The sequence below is a fragment of the Pseudonocardia hydrocarbonoxydans genome (assembly GCF_006539565.1).
Classification (GTDB): Bacteria; Actinomycetota; Actinomycetes; order Mycobacteriales; family Pseudonocardiaceae; genus Pseudonocardia; species Pseudonocardia hydrocarbonoxydans.
In genome coordinates, this window is sequence record NZ_BJNG01000016.1 from 180818 (window position 1) to 196743 (window position 15926).

General features: G+C 74.4%; 15 protein-coding genes, 1 tRNA gene, 1 pseudogene and 1 riboswitch. Of the genes and pseudogenes, 6 read left to right on the forward strand and 11 right to left on the reverse strand.

Translation table 11 applies throughout. From position 1 onward, the window contains the following. Nucleotides 1-5: 5 nt before the first annotated feature. Complete coding sequence (gene htpG / locus PHY01_RS10590) at nucleotides 6-1877, reverse strand: molecular chaperone HtpG (RefSeq protein WP_141278398.1); 1872 nt, start codon at nucleotides 1875-1877, stop codon at nucleotides 6-8. Nucleotides 1878-1990: 113 nt separating this feature from the next. Between htpG and PHY01_RS10595 the strand changes: the two genes are divergently transcribed. The 5 genes and pseudogenes from PHY01_RS10595 to PHY01_RS10615 all read left to right on the forward strand — a co-directional run bounded on the left by PHY01_RS10595 (nucleotide 1991) and on the right by PHY01_RS10615 (nucleotide 7325). Continuing rightward, nucleotides 1991-2569, forward strand: a complete 579-nt coding sequence (locus tag PHY01_RS10595; RefSeq protein WP_141278399.1) for a CAP domain-containing protein — start codon at nucleotides 1991-1993, stop codon at nucleotides 2567-2569. 122 nt (nucleotides 2570-2691) lie between these two features. Next, nucleotides 2692-4138, forward strand: a pseudogene (locus PHY01_RS10600) (aminobutyraldehyde dehydrogenase). Continuing rightward, nucleotides 4135-4273: riboswitch (cobalamin riboswitch) on the forward strand. It overlaps the preceding pseudogene by 4 nt. Before the next feature lie 30 nt (nucleotides 4274-4303). Next, nucleotides 4304-5440 carry an ABC transporter substrate-binding protein gene (locus tag PHY01_RS10605; protein WP_141278400.1) on the forward strand — a complete coding sequence of 379 codons (1137 nt, stop codon included), beginning with the start codon at nucleotides 4304-4306 and terminating at the stop codon, nucleotides 5438-5440. A gap of 107 nt (nucleotides 5441-5547) precedes the next feature. Beyond that, nucleotides 5548-6564, forward strand: coding sequence for a FecCD family ABC transporter permease (locus PHY01_RS10610; protein WP_246085822.1), 1017 nt, complete (start codon nucleotides 5548-5550; stop codon nucleotides 6562-6564). Next, the gene (locus tag PHY01_RS10615) at nucleotides 6561-7325 is read left to right on the forward strand and encodes an ABC transporter ATP-binding protein (RefSeq protein WP_218030096.1); all 765 of its coding nucleotides are present in this window, start codon (nucleotides 6561-6563) and stop codon (nucleotides 7323-7325) included. The genes PHY01_RS10610 and PHY01_RS10615 overlap by 4 nt, the downstream gene beginning before the upstream one ends. A 14-nt stretch (nucleotides 7326-7339) precedes the next feature. Here PHY01_RS10615 and PHY01_RS10620 read toward each other — a convergent pair whose 3' ends face one another. The 9 genes from PHY01_RS10620 to PHY01_RS10660 form a co-directional block, all read right to left on the reverse strand. Further along, the gene (locus PHY01_RS10620) at nucleotides 7340-8587 is read right to left on the reverse strand and encodes a cytochrome P450 family protein (RefSeq protein ID WP_141278402.1); all 1248 of its coding nucleotides are present in this window, start codon (nucleotides 8585-8587) and stop codon (nucleotides 7340-7342) included. A gap of 26 nt (nucleotides 8588-8613) precedes the next feature. Further along, complete coding sequence (locus tag PHY01_RS10625; protein WP_141278403.1) at nucleotides 8614-9192, reverse strand: TetR/AcrR family transcriptional regulator; 579 nt, start codon at nucleotides 9190-9192, stop codon at nucleotides 8614-8616. Nucleotides 9193-9273: 81 nt separating this feature from the next. Then, nucleotides 9274-9603, reverse strand: coding sequence for a putative quinol monooxygenase (locus PHY01_RS10630; RefSeq protein WP_141278404.1), 330 nt, complete (start codon nucleotides 9601-9603; stop codon nucleotides 9274-9276). 67 nt (nucleotides 9604-9670) lie between these two features. Further along, nucleotides 9671-11203 (reverse strand): alpha/beta hydrolase, encoded by a 1533-nt coding sequence (locus PHY01_RS10635; RefSeq protein ID WP_141278405.1) that lies wholly within the window; start codon nucleotides 11201-11203, stop codon nucleotides 9671-9673. A gap of 89 nt (nucleotides 11204-11292) precedes the next feature. Next, nucleotides 11293-11511: a hypothetical protein gene (locus tag PHY01_RS10640; RefSeq protein WP_141278406.1), complete on the reverse strand. Its 219-nt coding sequence runs from the start codon at nucleotides 11509-11511 to the stop codon at nucleotides 11293-11295. 106 nt (nucleotides 11512-11617) lie between these two features. Further along, entirely contained in the window at nucleotides 11618-12031 is a 414-nt protein-coding gene (locus PHY01_RS10645) for a YeeE/YedE thiosulfate transporter family protein (protein WP_141278407.1), read from the reverse strand. Further along, nucleotides 12031-12615 (reverse strand): YeeE/YedE family protein, encoded by a 585-nt coding sequence (locus PHY01_RS10650; protein ID WP_141278408.1) that lies wholly within the window; start codon nucleotides 12613-12615, stop codon nucleotides 12031-12033. The genes PHY01_RS10645 and PHY01_RS10650 overlap by 1 nt, the downstream gene beginning before the upstream one ends. Further along, nucleotides 12612-13022 carry a hypothetical protein gene (locus PHY01_RS10655; protein WP_141278409.1) on the reverse strand — a complete coding sequence of 137 codons (411 nt, stop codon included), beginning with the start codon at nucleotides 13020-13022 and terminating at the stop codon, nucleotides 12612-12614. The genes PHY01_RS10650 and PHY01_RS10655 overlap by 4 nt, the downstream gene beginning before the upstream one ends. 47 nt (nucleotides 13023-13069) lie before the next feature. After that, nucleotides 13070-13771 carry a tetratricopeptide repeat protein gene (locus PHY01_RS10660; protein ID WP_141278410.1) on the reverse strand — a complete coding sequence of 234 codons (702 nt, stop codon included), beginning with the start codon at nucleotides 13769-13771 and terminating at the stop codon, nucleotides 13070-13072. 307 nt (nucleotides 13772-14078) lie between these two features. On the opposite strand from PHY01_RS10660, the gene PHY01_RS10665 reads away from it, so the two are divergent. Then, nucleotides 14079-14153, forward strand: a tRNA-Ile gene (locus PHY01_RS10665). Between the two features lie 234 nt (nucleotides 14154-14387). On the opposite strand, the gene PHY01_RS10670 is transcribed toward PHY01_RS10665, so the two are convergent. Beyond that, a complete protein-coding gene (locus PHY01_RS10670) occupies nucleotides 14388-15821 on the reverse strand; it encodes a hypothetical protein (protein WP_141278411.1) in 1434 nt (477 codons plus the stop codon). Nucleotides 15822-15926: the final 105 nt, after the last annotated feature.

A 15926-nucleotide genomic window follows, 5' to 3' on the forward strand; every position in this document is an offset into this window, starting at 1 on the left:
CGCACCTATGCCGTCAGCGAGCGCTCCAACTGCGCCGCGAGTGCGGCGGCGAACGCCGCAGGGTCCGGCAGGTCGCCGCCCTCGGCCAGCAGCGCCGTGCCGTGCAGCAGCCGGGCCAGCCCGCGCAGCTCCTCGTCGCCCGGACGCTCGGTGTGCGCCCGGTTCAGGGCGAGGACCAGCGGGCTCTGCGGGTTGAGCTCCAGGATCCGCTTGACCTTCGGCGGCTCCTGCCCCATCGCGCGGTACATCTTCTCCAGCGTCGGGGTGAGGTCGCCGGGGTCGCCGACCAGGCACGCCGCCGACGTCGTCAGCCGGTGCGACAGGCGCACCTCCTTGACCTCGTCGGCCAGCGTCTCGCCCAGCCAGGTCAGCAGCCCGTCGAAACCCTGCTTCGTCTCCTCGTCGAGGTCGTCGCCGCCCAGGTCGACGTCGCCCTTCGCGATCGAGGCCAGCGGCGTGCCGGCGAACTCCGGCACCATGTCGACCCACACCTCGTCGACGGGGTCGGTGAGCAGCAGCACCTCGTAGCCCTTGGCGCGGAACGCCTCCATGTGCGGGGAGCCCTCCAGCGCGGCCCGCGAGTCGCCGGTGGCGTAGTAGATCGCGTCCTGGCCCTCGGGCATCCGGTCGACGTAGTCGCGCAGGGCCGTCGGCTTCTCGGGGTCGTGGGTGCCGGCGAACGAGCAGAGGTCGAGGATCGCCTGCCGGTTGTCGCCGTCGGAGAGCAGGCCCTCCTTGACCGCGCGGCCCATCCCGTCCCAGAAGGTGGCGTACTTCTCCGCGTCGGCGTCCATCATCGTGCGGATCGTGGAGAGCACCTTCTTGACCAGGCGCTTGCGGATCAGCTGGATCTGGCGGTCCTGCTGCAGGATCTCCCGCGACACGTTGAGCGAGAGGTCGGCCGCGTCCACGACACCCTTGACGAACCGCAGGTACTCCGGGACCAGCGCCTCGCAGTCGTCCATGATGAACACGCGCCTGACGTAGAGCTGCACGCCGCGGCGGGCGTCGCGCATGAACAGGTCCATCGGCGGGTGCGAGGGCAGGAACAGCAGCGCCTGGTACTCGAAGGTGCCCTCGGCGGAGAGCCGGATCGTCTCCAGCGGGTCCTGCCAGTCGTGGCTGACGTGCCGGTAGAACTCGGTGTACTCCTCCGCGGTCACGTCGCTCTGCGGGCGCGACCACAGGGCCTTGCGCGAGTTGACCGTGTCCTCACCCATGCGGATCGGCCACGTGATGAAGTCCGAGTACCGCTTCACGAGCCCGCGCACGACCCCGTCGTCGGCGTAGTCGTGCAGCCCGTCCTCGGCGTCGACGGGCTTGAGGTGCAGGGTGATCGTGGTGCCCTGCGGGGCGTCCGGCTCGTCGGTGACGGTGTAGGTGCCCTCGCCCGCCGACTCCCACCGCACCCCGGCGTCCCCGCCGGCCCGGCGGGTCAGCATCTCGACGCGGTCGGCGACCATGAAGCTGGAGTAGAACCCGACACCGAACTGGCCGATCAGCTCCGCCGAGGCCTCCGGCGAGGTGTCGCCGCCGTTCTCCTTCGCCGCCCGCAGCTGCGCGATCATCTCCGCGCTGCCGGAGCGGGCGATCGTGCCGATCAGCCCGACCACGTCCTCACGGCTCATCCCGATGCCGTTGTCGCGCACGGTCAGCGTGCGGGCCTGCGCGTCGGTGACGAGCTCGACGTGCAGGTCGGAGACGTCGACGTCGAGGTCCTTGTCGGTGTACGACGCCAGGCGCAGCTTGTCGAGCGCGTCGGAGGCGTTGGAGACCAGCTCGCGCAGGAAGACGTCCTTGTTCGAGTAGATCGAGTGGATCATCAGCTGCATCAGCTGGCGGGCTTCCGCCTGGAACTCGATGGTCTCGGTCGACATGGCTCCAGAATATCGACGGGCCGGGGTGTAACCGGACGGCCCCGGCGGCCCTCCTCCTGGTGACGACGCCGGACGACCGGCGGAGACCACCCCACCAGCCCGAGGAGCCCACGATGTCCGTCGCCACCCGCATCCGCCGCATCGCCCAGCTGACCCTCGGCGGGATCCTGGCCGCCGGCCTCATGGCCGGCCTCGCCACCCCCGCCTCCGCCGCCCCGCGTGACTGCGCGTACATGGGCTACGGCAGCTACGTCGACGGTCTCGCCCTCGACCACCGCGACGGGGAGGTCGTGCTCGCCAACGCGATCAACGCCTACCGCGCCCAGCACGGCCTGCGCCCGCTGACCTACTCCCGCACGCTGGCCCGCCCGGCCATGTGGGCCAGCCTCGACAGCTTCAACCGCGGGTTCTCCCCCAGCAACCACATCGACACCCGCGGCATGAACGTCGCCCAGCGCGTCCAGTTCTGCTCGGGCTACACCGGCTACCTCGGTGAGATCAACTTCTGGGGCTACGGCTCCTCCCCCTCGTACAGTTCCCCCGAGGCCGCCCTGAACTGGTGGAAGAACTCCCCCGGCCACAACGCCCGGCTGCTCGACCCGAACGCCACCACGTTCGCCGTCGGCCAGGCCTACAACGGCTACCCGACGATCGACCGGGCCCACTACACCGTCGTCTTCGGCGACCACTGAGCCGGCCGGCCGCGGCCCCGCCTGCCCCCGGGCAGTGCGGGGCCGCGGTCGTGTGTGACGGCAGGGCATCCCTACCTGCACGGCCGATTGCCCGCGCCCCCGGACCTCACGAGACTGGCGCGATGTCCGACAAGACCCGGCTCCTGAACTTCGTCGACGGCGGGTTCACACCCCCCGCCGAGGGCGGCTGGTCCGACGTGGTCGACCCGGCCACCGGCGAGGTCTACGCCACCGCCCCGCTGTCCACCGCCCCCGACGTCGACGCGGCGTTCGCCGCGGCGGCCCGCGCGTTCGGGCAGTGGCGGCGCACCACCCCCGGCGAGCGCATGGAGAAGCTGCTCGCCATGGCCGACGCCGTCGAGGCCGGGGCGGAGCGGCTGGTCGAGGCCGAGGCCCGCAACACCGGCAAGCCCCGTGGCCTCACGGCGTCGGAGGAGATCCCGCCGATGGTCGACCAGATCCGGTTCTTCGCCGGGGCGGCCCGGATGCTGGAGGGCAAGGCCAGCGCGGAGTACATGCGCGGGTTCCAGTCGACGATCCGGCGCGAGCCGGTCGGGGTCGTCGGGTCGGTGGCGCCGTGGAACTACCCGATGATGATGGCGGTCTGGAAGTTCGCGCCCGCGCTGGCGGCGGGCAACACCATCGTCCTCAAGCCGAGCGACACCACGCCGGCGAGCGCGGTCCTGATGGCCGAGCTGTTCGCCGACATCCTCCCGCCCGGGGTGTTCAACGTCGTCTGCGGCGACCGCGGCACCGGTGCGCTGCTCACCGCGCACCCGACGCCCGCGATGGTGTCGATCACCGGCAGCACCCGGGCCGGCAAGGCGGTCGCGCAGGCCGCCGCGGCCGACGGTCAAGCGGACGCACCTGGAGCTGGGCGGCAAGGCGCCGTGCGTGGTGTTCGCCGACGCCGACATCGCCGCGGCCGCCGAGGGCATCGCCGTCGCCGGGTACTTCAACGCCGGGCAGGACTGCACCGCCGCCACCCGCGTGCTGGTCGCCGAGTCGGTCCGGGGCGAGCTGGTCGAGGCGCTCGCCGAGCAGGCCGCGGGCGTGCGCCTGTCCCGCGACGAGGTGGCGGGCAGCGAGGACCTCTTCATCCCGCCGGTCAACAACCCCACCCAGCTCGCGCACGTGTCCGGCCTGGTGGAGCGGGCCCCGTCGCACGCCACGGTGGTGTCCGGCGGCGGCGCGGCCGGGGGCGGCGGCTACTTCTACACCCCCACGCTCGTCGACGGCCTGCGCGCCGACGACGAGCTGGTCCGCACCGAGATCTTCGGCCCGGTGATCACGGTGCAGACCTTCGCCGACGAGGCCGAGGCGGTCGCGATGGCCAACGACACCGACTACGGCCTCGCCGCCAGCGTCTGGACCCGCGACCACGGCACCGCGCTGCGGGTGTCGGCGGCGATCGACTCCGGCTGCGTCTGGGTCAACTGCCACATCCCACTGGTGGCGGAGATGCCGCACGGCGGGGTCAAGCAGTCCGGCTACGGCAAGGACCTGTCGGCGTACTCGCTGGAGGACTACACCCGCGTCAAGCACGTCATGTCCTACGTCGGGGAGTAGCGCCGCGGCGTGACAGGATGGCCGGTGTCCAGGTGACGGCGGTACGAGGAAGCCGGTGCGAGTCCGGCGCGGTCCCGCCACTGTGATCCCCCCGCGGGGAGAGCCAGAGACTCACGTCGTCACCCCTCCGTGATCCGGGGCGGATATCCCCGTGAGGAGTCACCCGTGCGTCTCGTCCCTGCCCTGCTCGCCGGGGTCGTCGTCCTGTCCGCCTGCGCCGCGGCCCCGCCCGCGGCGCCCGCCGCCTGCGTCCCGGGCACCGGCGGGCGCTCCACCGTCGAGCACGCCGAGAACTTCTCCCTGACCTACGCCGAGGGCTACCAGGTCCTCACGGTGGACCAGCCCTCCCCCGGCGCCGAGCCCGAGTCCTACGTGCTCGTCACCTGCGGCGCCACGCCCGAGCTGCCCCCCGAGCTGGCGTCGGCACAGCGGATCACGGTGCCGGTCGACAGCCTCTACTCCGGCTCCACCACGCACCTGCCCCTGCTGGTCGACCTCGGCCGCGTCGACGTCCTCACCGGCGTGGCGACGGCCGCGTTCGTCAGCTCGCCGGAGGTGCTCGCGGCGATCGACGCCGGGGCCGTGGCCGAGTACGCGCCCACCGAGCAGATCGACGTGGAGCGGGTCGTCACCGGGCGCCCGGACGTCCTGATGACCGGCGGGTTCGACGACCCCGCCCACGCGACGCTGCGCCAGGCCGGCATCCCGGTCGTCGCCAACGCGGAGTACCTGGAGCCGACGCCGCTCGGCCGCGCCGAGTGGATCAAGGTGATGGCCGCGCTGACCGGCGACGAGCTGCGGGCGGCCGCGGTGTTCGACCAGGTCGAGGCGGCGTACACCGGGACCGCGGCGCGGGCGGCGGGGGCGGAGCCGGTGCCCGTCCTCGCCGGGTCGCTGTTCCAGGGCACCTGGAGCGTCCCGGCCGGGGGCAGCTACCTGGGCCGCCTGCTCGACGACGCCGGGGGCGCGAACCCGTGGTCGGACGACCCGTCGACCAGCAGCCTGACGCTGGACTTCGAGACCGTCTACGCCACCGCCGGGCAGGCCCCGGTGTGGCTGGCCACCCAGGACTGGGCCGACCGGGCCGCCGCACTGGCCGCCGACCCCCGCTACGGCGAGCTGGCCGCGATGCGCGAGGGCCGGGTGTGGACGGCCAACCGCGCCATCGGGCCCGGCGGCGGCAACGACTTCTACGAGCGCGGGGTCACCCGCCCCGACCTGGTGCTGGCCGACCTGGTCGCGATCCTGCATCCCGAGCTCGCCCCGGCCCACGAGCAGACCTTCTACACCGAGCTCCGATGACCCCACCCGCGAGTCCCCCGTTTCCCGCGCGCGAGTCCCTCCGGATCCGGCCCCGAATCCGGCGGGGACTCGGGGCCGGGGAACGGGGGACTCGCGGGAGGGGGGCGGTGGCGGTCGGGCTGCTGGGTGTGGGTGCCGTCGTCGCGCTGGTGCTGGCCGTCGCGGTGGGGCCGGTCGTCGTGTCGCCGTACGACACGGTGGCCGTGCTGCTCGGGCTCACCCCCGCCGACCCGGCCGCCCCCGTCCTGATCGGGACGGTGCGCGTGCCCCGGGCGCTCACCGCGGCGCTGGCCGGGGCCGCGCTGGGCGTCGCCGGGCTGCAGCTGCAGACGCTGTTCCGCAACCCGCTGGCCGAGCCCTACGTGCTGGGGGTCAGCGCGGGGGCGAGCCTGGGCGTCGCGCTCGCCGTTGCCGGGACGGGCGGCGGGGCCGCGGGCACGTTCGCCGCCGGGCTCGCCGGGGCCGGGCGCGCCGGGACGGTCGTCGCCGCGGCGCTCGGGGCCGGGATCGTGCTCGGCGTCGTGCTGCTGCTCTCGCGCTGGGTGCGGTCGGGGGTGGTGCTGCTGATCGTCGGGGTGATGCTCGGGTCGCTGGCCACCGCGGCGGTGAGCCTGCTGCTCACGCTGGTCGACCCGCAGCGGGCGCAGCAGTTCGTCGTCTGGGGGCTGGGCAGCTTCTCCGGGACCTCGGGTGCCGACCTCGCCGTGTTCGCCCCGGTCGTCGCCGTCGGGCTGGTCGTGGCGCTGGCCGGGGCGAAGGCGCTCGACGCCCTGTTGCTCGGCGAGGACCACGCCCGCTCGGTCGGGGTGCGGATCGGGCGGGTGCGGCTGGTGGTCCTGGCGTCCTCGGCCGTGCTGGCCGGGGCGGTCACCGCCTACTGCGGGCCCGTGGCGTTCCTCGGGATGGCCGTCCCGCACCTCGCGCGCCTGGCCGTGGGCAGCTCCGGCCACCGGGTCCTGCTGCCCGCGGCGCTGCTCACCGGCGCGGGCGTCGCGCTGGCCTGCGCGGTCGCCGCGCACCTGCCGTGGCTGCCCGGGCCGGTGCCGGTCAACGTCATCACCTCCGTGGTCGGGGCGCCGGTCGTCATCACGGTGCTGATCCGCAGCCGGACGGTGAACGCGTGAGCCTGCGCCTGCACGACCTCACCGTCGGGCACCGCCGTGGCCCCGCCGTGCTCACCGGCGTCACCCTCGACGCCCGGCCCGGCGAGCTGACGGCCCTGCTCGGGCCGAACGGGGCGGGCAAGTCGACGCTGCTGCGCACCGTCGCGGGCCTGCTCCCCGCCGTCTCCGGGACGGTCGCCCTCGACGGCGCCGACCTGCTCGCCCTCTCCCCCGCCGCCCGCGCCCGCCGCGTGGCGGTGGTGCTCACCGAGCGCGTCGATCCCGGCCTGCTGACGGCGTGGGAGCTCGTCGCGCTCGGCCGCCACCCGCACACCGGGGCCCGCGGCACGCTGCGCCCGGCCGACCACGCCGCCGTCGACGCCGCGCTGGTTGCGGTCCGCGCCTCGGGGTTCGCCGACCGGCGGGTCGGGCGCCTGTCCGACGGCGAGCGCCAGCGCGTACTGGTCGCCCGCGCGCTCGCCCAGGCCCCCGACCTGCTGCTCCTCGACGAGCCCACCGCGTTCCTCGACGCCCCCTCGCGCGTCTCGGTCACCGGGCTGCTGCGCCGGCTGGCGCGCGAGCGGGGCATCGTCGTGGTGGTCTCGACCCACGACGTGGAGCTCGCGCTGCGCGTCGCCGACCGGGTGTGGCTGCTCGACCGCGACGGCGGGGTGCGGTCCGGGCCGCCTGCCGCCCTGGTGGACGGCGGGGCGGTCGGGGCGGCGTTCGACAGCGACGAGCTGCGCTTCGACGCGGGGTCGAGCACCTTCGTCATGCGCTGACCCCGGACGGGCCGTCACCGCACCGCGACCGGGAGGCTCTCGACGCCGCGCAGGACCATCCCACCCCGCCACCGGAGCGCGTCCTCGGGCACGGCCAGGCGCAGGTCGGGGACCCGGCGCAGCAACGCCGGCAGTGCCACCCCGGCCTCCAGGCGCGACAGCGGCGCCCCGAGGCAGTAGTGCACGCCCTGGCCGAACGAGAGGTGCCGGTTTGGGCTGCGGGCGAGGTCGAGCCGGTCGGGGTCGGGGAACCAGCCGGGATCGCGGTTGGCGGCGGCGACCACGAGCAGCACCAGCGATCCGCGCGGTATGAGCGTGCCGGCGATCTCGAGGTCCTCGCGGGCGTAGCGCTCGGTGGCGGTCTCGGCCGGCACGACGTGGCGTACGAGCTCCTCGACGGCGGTCGGGACGAGCGCCGGGTCGTCGCGCAGCCGGGCGAGCTGGTCGGGATGGCGCAACAGGGCCAGCGTCCCGGTGCCGATCAGGTTGACGGTGGTCTCGTGGCCCGCGGTGAGCAGCAGCACGATCATGGACAGCACCTCGTCGGCGCTGAGCCGGTCGTCGGCCTCGCGGGCGGCGGCCAGGGCGGAGATCAGGTCACCGGTGGGGCGCCGGGTCCGCTCGGCGACGAGCCGCCGCAGGTACCGCAGGAACAGCAGCACCGAGGGGATCCTCGGCAGCGGGTTGCCGCGGGCCAGCGACAGCAGCGACACGGTCCAGGACCGGAAGCGCGCGCCGTCCCGCTCGGGGACCCCCAGGATCCGCGCGATGAGCGTCAGCGGCAGGGGCAGGGCGTAGTCGGCGACCAGGTCGAAATGCCCGGTCCGGGCCGCCTTCGCCAGCGCGGCGTCGAGCAGCTCGTCGGCGAGCCGTTCGGCCTGGTCGCGCATCTCCTCGACGCGGCGCGGGGTGAAGGCCTGGTGCACCAGGGCGCGCAGCCGGTGGTGGTCCTCGCCGTCGAGGGACAGCAGGCCGCGTTCCAGGGCGGACAGCGCGCGGGGCAGCCGCGGGCCGCGGGCGAGCTGCCCGGCGGTCAGCGCGGTGCGCCGGTTCTTCACCAGCCGGTCGTCGCGGAAACCGGCGGCGACGTCGGCGTAGCGGGTGACGAGGTACGCCCGGCCGAACCGCGGCAGCTCGACGGGGTGCACCGGCGACTCGTCGCGCAGCCGGGCGTACAGCGGGAACGGGTCGGCCTTGAACCCGGGGTCGGTGATGTCGATGCGGGGCAGCGGTGACGGTGCTGCGAGGGGGCGGTCGCTCACGGCGGGCTCCTGTCCGGGGGTGCGCGTCAGCGGGCGAAGGCGGGGGCGAGCAGCCCGAAGGCGTCGCGGACGTCGGCACCGGGTGGGCCCTGCCAGCCCCCCGCCGTCCAGGCCTGCAGGCCGACCCGGACGGCGGTGATGCACGCACCCGACATCAGCCCGGCCCGCAGCCTGCCGTCGCGGTCGTCGGGCAGCCGGGCCGCGATCGCCGACGAGAGCCGGCCCTCGAAGAGGGTGAACACGCCCATCTGCCGGGCCTGCAGCCCGGGGTTGCGCCGCTGCAGCTCCATGAACCGGGGGACGTCCGCGCCGTCGCCGCCGAGCCGCTCGACGTCGGCGGTGAACAGCTCGGTGAGCGCGTGCCACAGCCGCGGTGCCGGGCCCTCGAGCGCGGCCAGCTCGTCGTCGGGGACGACGAACAGGTCCAGCAGCGCGGCGTCCTCCTTGGTCTCGAAGTAGTTGAAGAACGTGCGGGCCGACACCCCGGCGCGTTCGGCGACCTCCTCGACCCGCACCTCGGCCCACCCGCGCTCCAGGCCGAGCTCCAGCACGGCCGACCGCAGCGCCCGACGGGTGGACCGCTTGCGCCGCTCTCGGCCGTGCATCGGTGTCGTGACGACCCCAACATTGCACTGCCTGCAAGTTGCGTCAACTGAAAGTTCGGGCGGGACGGCAGGTCCGGGGCCCTACCGCTCCAGCACGACCTCGCCCATCTCCGACCAGTCCACCCCCGGCGGCAGCTCCTGGTAGACGATCCGCGGCACCGTCGCCACGACCGAGGGCAGCCAGCCGAAGAACCACTGCGCGTGCGCGGAGCTCACGTGCGCCTCCCCCGCCGCCTGGTCGACGTAGTTGGCGAGCACCGCGTACTCGTCGGGCCGCTCGACGCTCGCGAAGCAGGAGAACATCAGGTTCCCGGGCTCCTCGCGCACCTGCGCGGAGTACTTCGTGATGCCGGCGAGGAAGTCCTCCCGCTTCTCCGGGCGGATGTCGATCCTGATCACGATGAAGATCATGACGCCTCCTTGCGTCCGGGAACCCGTGCCGCGTCAGGGATACCGCATTCCGCGCCCCCGCGGTGTCTCATCCCGTGACCGGCAGCGTGCTGGGCGCCGGTTCCTGCGGGCAGACGGTGCCCTCGGCGGGCAGCACCCCGTCGACGAGGTACCGGTCGACCGCGGTGTCGACGCACGGTCCGCTCGCCCGGTACGAGCCGTGGCCGTAGCCCTCGCGGGTGAGCAGGACACCGGACTCCAGCCCGTCGGCCATCGTCTCCGCCCACGCGTAGGGGGTCTGCGAGTCCTCCCGGCCGCCGACGACCAGGATCGGCGGGGCGCCCGCACCGTCGAGCGGCCCCTCGAAGCGGTCCGGGTTCGGCACCGGCCAGGAGGCGCAGGCGAGCATCAGGTAGCTGGACAGCGTGCCGAAGCGGGGCGCGGCCGCGACGATCTCGGCCGCGTTCGCGTCGTGCACGGCCGGGTCGGCGGGCACCGTACGGTCCAGGCAGTTGACGGCCATGTTGGCCTCGCCGAACCCGGCCGGGGAGCCGTCGGGCTCGCGCGCCAACGCCGTCGACAGGTTCAGCAGGATCGACCCGTCACCGGCCTCCGCGGCGAGCAGACCGGTCGTGAGCACCGGCCACAGGGCCGGCCCGAACATCGCGATGCGCGCCGCCGACAGCACCCCGGCCCCGTCGAGCCGCCCGGCCGGGGCCCCGTTCGCCGCCGGCACCTCCAGCGGCTGCGCCTCCATGCGCGCCACCAGCGCGTCGAGCGCGGCGCCCGGGTCACCCGCCCCGAACGGGCATCCCTGCTCGACGCAGGTGGCCAGGTAGGCGTCGAGCATCCGCTCGCCGGAGAGTGCCTGGTCGGTCGTCGCGGCGACGGGGTCGAGCTGCCAGCGGGCCGGGTCGACGGGCGCGTCGAGTGCCATGTGCCGTACGCGGTCGGGGAACAGCGTCGCGTAGGTCGCGCCGAGCAGCGTCCCGTAGGAGGCGCCGAGGTAGGTGATCTCCTCCTCGCCGAGCGCGGCGCGGACCAGGTCCATGTCGCGCGCGACGTCGTCGGTGGCCATGTTCGCCAGCAACGCGGGGTCGACGTTCGCGAGGCAGCCCTCGGCCAGCTCGCGGACCTCCGCGTCGAGGGTGCCGCGGGGCAACCCGCCGGGCAGCGCCGGATCCAGGTCCGTCGCCAGGTTCGCCTCGCGGGTCGCGTCGTCGAGGCAGCGCACGCCCTCGCTCTCCCCCACCCCGCGCGGGTCCATGCCCACGACGTCGAAGCGGGCCAGCAGCTCCGGCGACCACGGCCCCGTGCCCGCGGCCGTGTCGATCATGCGGACGGAGTCGGTGGCCGGCCCGCCGGGACCCCCGGGGTTGTAGAACAGGCTGCCGATCCGCTGCGCCGGGTCGGTGGCGCGGTGGCGGACCAGCGACAGCGCCACGGTGTCGCCTCCGGGGTCGTCGTGGTCGACGGGGACGTCCACCGTCGCGCAGTCGAGGTTCGGGCCGCACTCCCGCCAGTCGACGGGCGCGGCCGACCCCCCGGCCGCCACCCCCGTCGCACATCCGGCGGCGAGGGCACCCGCGGCGAGCAGGACCGTGAGGTTTCGTGATCGCATGCCCCGATGATCGGGACGCGGGCTCCGCGACGGCAGTCCCGCCCGTCACCGGGGGACGTGACGCCCCGGCGGCCCGCCGATGACACGTGTCATCCGCTCGAGAACGACGTCCCGTCGGTACCGGAGACGATGAGGCCGTCGCCGGTGTCGGTGATCGTGCCGCCCGGGTAGAACTGCACGTCACCGCCCTCCGAGGACGACTCGGTGTAGTACGGGTCCTCGTAGGCCGAGGCGTCGCAGCCGGCCAGTGCCGCCCCCGTGACGGCGACCGCCAGCAGGAGTCCGAGGGTGCGGGGGGTGGTGCTCATGGCTGGCTCCGATCGCCGGTCCGGGTGGTGGGACCAGCCTGCGGCGCAGCGGCCCGCGCGTCTGTGTCGCGGTACGCACTCCGACGCGTTTCCCGGCGCAGGCCCCTCAGACCCCGCAGGAGCCGGTGTCGATGCGCAGGCGCGTGGTGACCCGGCGGCACAGCCGGATGCCGACGACGATCCCGGCGATCGACACCAGCGCCGGCAGGTACCCGCTCCCGACCTGGATGATCGGGATGGCCGGGCAGCCGCCGGAGATCGCCCAGCCGACGCCGAACAGCGCCGCTCCGGGCACCACCCCGGCGTGGATGCGGGTCGGGGTCCGGCGCACCCCGGCGATCGCGAAGACCGCCACGATGATCGCGACCGCCCCGGCGAAGGCCAGGAACATCCGCAGGTCCTGGAAGGTGAACATCCGGTTGAGCTCGGCGAAGTCGCCGAACCCGATGCTGGTGACCACGAAGCCGAGTGCCAGCCCGGCGCCGATGTTGGCGAACAGGATCCCGCCCTGGGTCCGCATCAGACGACCTTCCACAGCAGGAACGACACGACGACGGCGGTGCCGAAGAACACGGCGGTCGCCACCAGGCTGACCGGGTAGAGCCGGCCGCAGCCGTGCAGCCCGTGGCCCGAGCTGCAGCCCCCGGCGAGACGGGTGCCGAAGCCGACGAGCACCCCGCCGACGAACAGGACCACGACCATCGTCAGCGGGTCCGCGGTGACGATGTCGGCGAAGCCCGCGCCCATGTCCAGACGCAGGTCGAAGCGCCCGGAGACGGTCGCCGCGACGAACCCGCCGACCAGGATCGAGACGAGCAGGGCCGCCTGGCTGACCAGCGACGCCGGGCGCGGCGGCGGCTCGGGCACCGGCGCGTGCGGCCCCGCCGGTGGTCCGGACCCGGCCCCGGCGAGCGCGTCGACCAGTGCCCGGCGCTCCACCTCGTCGCGCGCCCGCCGTCGCTCCAGGTCGCGCTCGGTGCGCCAGTGCAGGACCCGGTCCCAGGCCCCGGACACCCCGAAGGAGCGGTCGGCGGCGAGCGAGTAGGCGATCGTGACCAGGGCGAGCCCGATCGCGCCCGCCCACCACGGCCAGTAGTCGGTCATGCGGGGCTCCTCATCCACTCGGCCAGCCGCGTCCACCAGGGGCGCGGCCGGTCGGGTTCGTCGACGGGTCGTGGGGTCGGGGACGGGCGGTGCCGCTCGGTGAACAGCGGTGTGTCGTCCGGGGTGGGCGCGTGCTCGAACAGCAGCTCCAGCAGCGTCGGGGCACTGCCCGGGACACCGCTCGGCCCCGGCGCCGCGGGGCCCTGCACGGCCGCGCTCTGCAGGTGCTGGGCGTCGTGGCCGTTGGGGAGCAGGCTGAGCGGGACGTACTGGCCGCGCAGCGACTGCTGGTAGCGGGCACAGCCGCGCCAGCCGTCGTCGCTGTCGCAGTAGCAGCGGCGCCACCCGTCGAGACTGGCGTTGAGCAGGGGGAACAGCGGGCACCCCGCTGAGTGTGAGCAGGCCATGTCGGTCCGATCCGGTCGGGACGTGCGGTGGGCGGGGACGGCGGTTCTCAGGGCGGCCCACCCCGATCCGCGCCGGCCACGACGTCGACCGCCGCGCGCGCGAACCGCTGCGGGGACCCGCTGCGCTGACCGGGCACGGCCGCGCCCTGCAGCTCCGCCAGGCACGAGCGCAGCAGCTCGGCCTGCTCGACGACGACCTCGTCGCAGTCCTGGAGCGCGGCCGTGACGACGTCGAGGGCCATCGCCGTGTCGCCGGCCGCGGCGAAGGTCAGCCCGAGCCCGAGGCGGGTGGTCAGGGTGTGCGGGTGGGAGGGCCCGAGGACGCGGTTGCGCTGCGGCGCGACCCGGGAGTAGAGCCACAGCGCCTCGGGCAGCCGCCCCGCCAGCCGGTGCGTGGCCGCCACCGCGTCCCGGGCGGTGAGCGTCTGCGGGTGCTCGTCGCCGAACACCCGCTCGCGCCGGGCGAGGTTCGCGGACATCAGCATCGCGCCCTCGTCCTCGTGTCCCCCCATCACCAGCGCGACGGCGAGGTTGCCCTCCACGACCAGCGTGTCGACGTCCTCCTCGCCCAGCTGCGCCCGGCAGTCGTCGAGCAGCGACTCCAGTGCCCGCACCGCACGGTCCAGCCGACCGTCGGCGAGGTAGCCGGCCGCCACGGTGTTGCGGTGCGCCAGATCGGCATCATCGGCGCCGCCCGTGTCGTCGACGGGCCGGGTCCCGGGCCATCTGGCCGACCGCCGGCTGCTCATCCCACTCCCTCGCCTGATCACTCGATCGAGGCAATTGCCCCGCTGGGGTGACTGAAGGTATGCACGGTATGCGCGGACGGTGATCACCTCGATCCGAGTCGATCCCCGTACGACGGGCGGATCGGCAGATGCGCCCACCGGGCCGTGACGTGCGGGATCGGGCGAACCCGACGGCCGAACGGCGCACTCCCGGACTGGGCCGTTCGCCGACGGCCGGTCGGCGGTCGGGTCCGGGGGGCGTGCGGCGGGCCCGGGACCGGCAACGACCAGCGGGTTCGTCACCCTCCGGTAGGGTTCCGGCGCGCGAGGGGCGGTAGCTCAGCTGGTCAGAGCAGCGGACTCATAACCCGTCAGGTCGTGGGTTCGAACCCCACCCGCCCCACTTTCCGATCCACACGTGGAGCGGGCACCAGCGGCCGGGTCGCACCGGAGGATGTCGAAGTAGTGATCGACCAGGCGGTCCCGCATCCGAGCGGCCGCGGCCCACGGCACGCCAGCGCGCGCAGCACGGAGCTCGGGACCGATGTGCTCGGCCGCTTCGCAGCTCCACGTGCTCACGATGCCCCAGAAGGTGCCGGGACGAGGCGACCGGCCGCGAGCGGCGTCCCGGCGGGCGTCACGTCCGCCTGACGATCCCCGTGAACCCGGCGACGAACAGGGCGGCGAGGGCCCAGGCGATCACCTGCATGACCCACGTCCCGATCGTCAGGACCGTGGCCGCGTCGGTGGCGGTGACCGTGCACGTCGAGGACGCACTCCGCGGCAGGAACGGCGCGCCCAGATCCAGCCCCCGCCCGACGGTCTCGATCACGGTGCAGGGCCGAGGCGGAGGACCGGCGGCGAGCGCGCCCGCCGCGCCCAGGCCGATCGAGAGCGCCACGGACAGCACCAGGACACCGACGAGGACGATCAGGGCCCGCCAGGGCTGGTAGCCGAAGCCGAGCAGCGCGCCGGTGAGCCGGGCCCACCACAGGTCGGCTCCGGACAACCCGCCCCGCTCGATCTGGTCGCGCCGCTGGGCCATGAGGATCACGCGCACGTCGGAGTCGTGGCCCTCCGCGCGGTGGACGGCCGCGAGCTGCTGGTAGGGCTGCGCCGAGTACCGCGGCGTCGCCCTCCGGAGGAGGTCGATCCATCCGTCGCGGTCCCGCCGGTCACCGAGCAGCGGGACGCCCGCGTAGGTGAGTCCGTCGACCGACCACCGGTGCCGGTCGTCGTCGTGTCGCACACCGCCGCGGGTGACGTACAGCAGTCCGCCGACCTGGGCCGCGGAGAGATGGACCGTCGATCGGACGAGGCCGGACCCGACCGCCGAGAACCCGCCGTCGAGGTACAGGTCGCGGCCGATCCGGAGCCCGCCCCCGTGGACGGCCGGACCCGCGTCGTTGCGGATGGTGGCGTCCCGCGCCCAGAGGACGCCGTCGATCCGGGCGTCCAGCAGGACGAGCGCGCCCAGCACGCTCGAACCGTCGATGGTGCACGTGCCGTCGGCGAGCAGGTCGCGCGCGACCGTCACCCCCTCCGCCGCGACCGCGGGGCCGACGGGGTTCCGCACGGTCGTGCTGCTGAGGTGCAGGCTGCCGCCGATCCCGGCGCCGACCAGCCCGATCCCGCCCTCGACGCACGAGCCGTTCAGGTACAGCGATCCGTCGGTCCGGAGCCGGTCGGCGTGGAGGGCGATACCGGACGGGTCCGAGATGCGGCACCTGGCCAGCGCCAGCGCCGGGAGGTGGGCCTGTTCCGCGCTCATCCCGTCCTGGAGCAGGCAGTCCTGGAGCTCGAGCCGGACGGGTGTCGCCACGTGGTCCAGGTCGAGCCGGCCGCGGATCCGCACACCGCGCAGGCGCAGTCCGCGGGGGTCGGGCGGCGCTCCGGGACCGACGCCTCTCAACAGGTCACGGAGGAAGTCGGCGTCGACGTCGTGGGCGGCGCCCCAGCTCCGCATCGACGATCCGTCGATGAGGGTCCGAGGCAGGTCGGGGATCAGGTCGACGACCCGGCCGGCCGCCAGTGCGGCCGCGATCCGCGACCGGAGCGGACCGTCCACCACGGAGCGGGATCGTAGGGCCGGGCGCCCGCTCGGGTGAACCCCCGCGCGGCGATGACGCCAACCGGTGGAACGCCCTTGCCACCGGCCCGCTGATCGGGCGATCAT

Excerpts from the sequence above, each read along its gene's own strand:
- PHY01_RS10595 (WP_141278399.1), top strand. The coding sequence starts at position 1,991 with ATGTCCGTCGCCACCCGCATCCGCCGCATCGCCCAGCTGACCCTCGGC.
- PHY01_RS10645 (WP_141278407.1), bottom strand. The coding sequence starts at position 12,031 with ATGCGGACCCAGGGCGGGATCCTGTTCGCCAACATCGGCGCCGGGCTG.
- PHY01_RS10650 (WP_141278408.1), bottom strand. The coding sequence starts at position 12,615 with ATGACCGACTACTGGCCGTGGTGGGCGGGCGCGATCGGGCTCGCCCTG.
- PHY01_RS10630 (WP_141278404.1), bottom strand. The coding sequence starts at position 9,603 with ATGATCTTCATCGTGATCAGGATCGACATCCGCCCGGAGAAGCGGGAG.
- PHY01_RS10655 (WP_141278409.1), bottom strand. The coding sequence starts at position 13,022 with ATGGCCTGCTCACACTCAGCGGGGTGCCCGCTGTTCCCCCTGCTCAAC.
- PHY01_RS10625 (WP_141278403.1), bottom strand. The coding sequence starts at position 9,192 with ATGCACGGCCGAGAGCGGCGCAAGCGGTCCACCCGTCGGGCGCTGCGG.
- PHY01_RS10640 (WP_141278406.1), bottom strand. The coding sequence starts at position 11,511 with ATGAGCACCACCCCCCGCACCCTCGGACTCCTGCTGGCGGTCGCCGTC.
- PHY01_RS10635 (WP_141278405.1), bottom strand. The coding sequence starts at position 11,203 with ATGCGATCACGAAACCTCACGGTCCTGCTCGCCGCGGGTGCCCTCGCC.
- PHY01_RS10660 (WP_141278410.1), bottom strand. The coding sequence starts at position 13,771 with ATGAGCAGCCGGCGGTCGGCCAGATGGCCCGGGACCCGGCCCGTCGAC.
- htpG (WP_141278398.1), bottom strand. The coding sequence starts at position 1,877 with ATGTCGACCGAGACCATCGAGTTCCAGGCGGAAGCCCGCCAGCTGATG.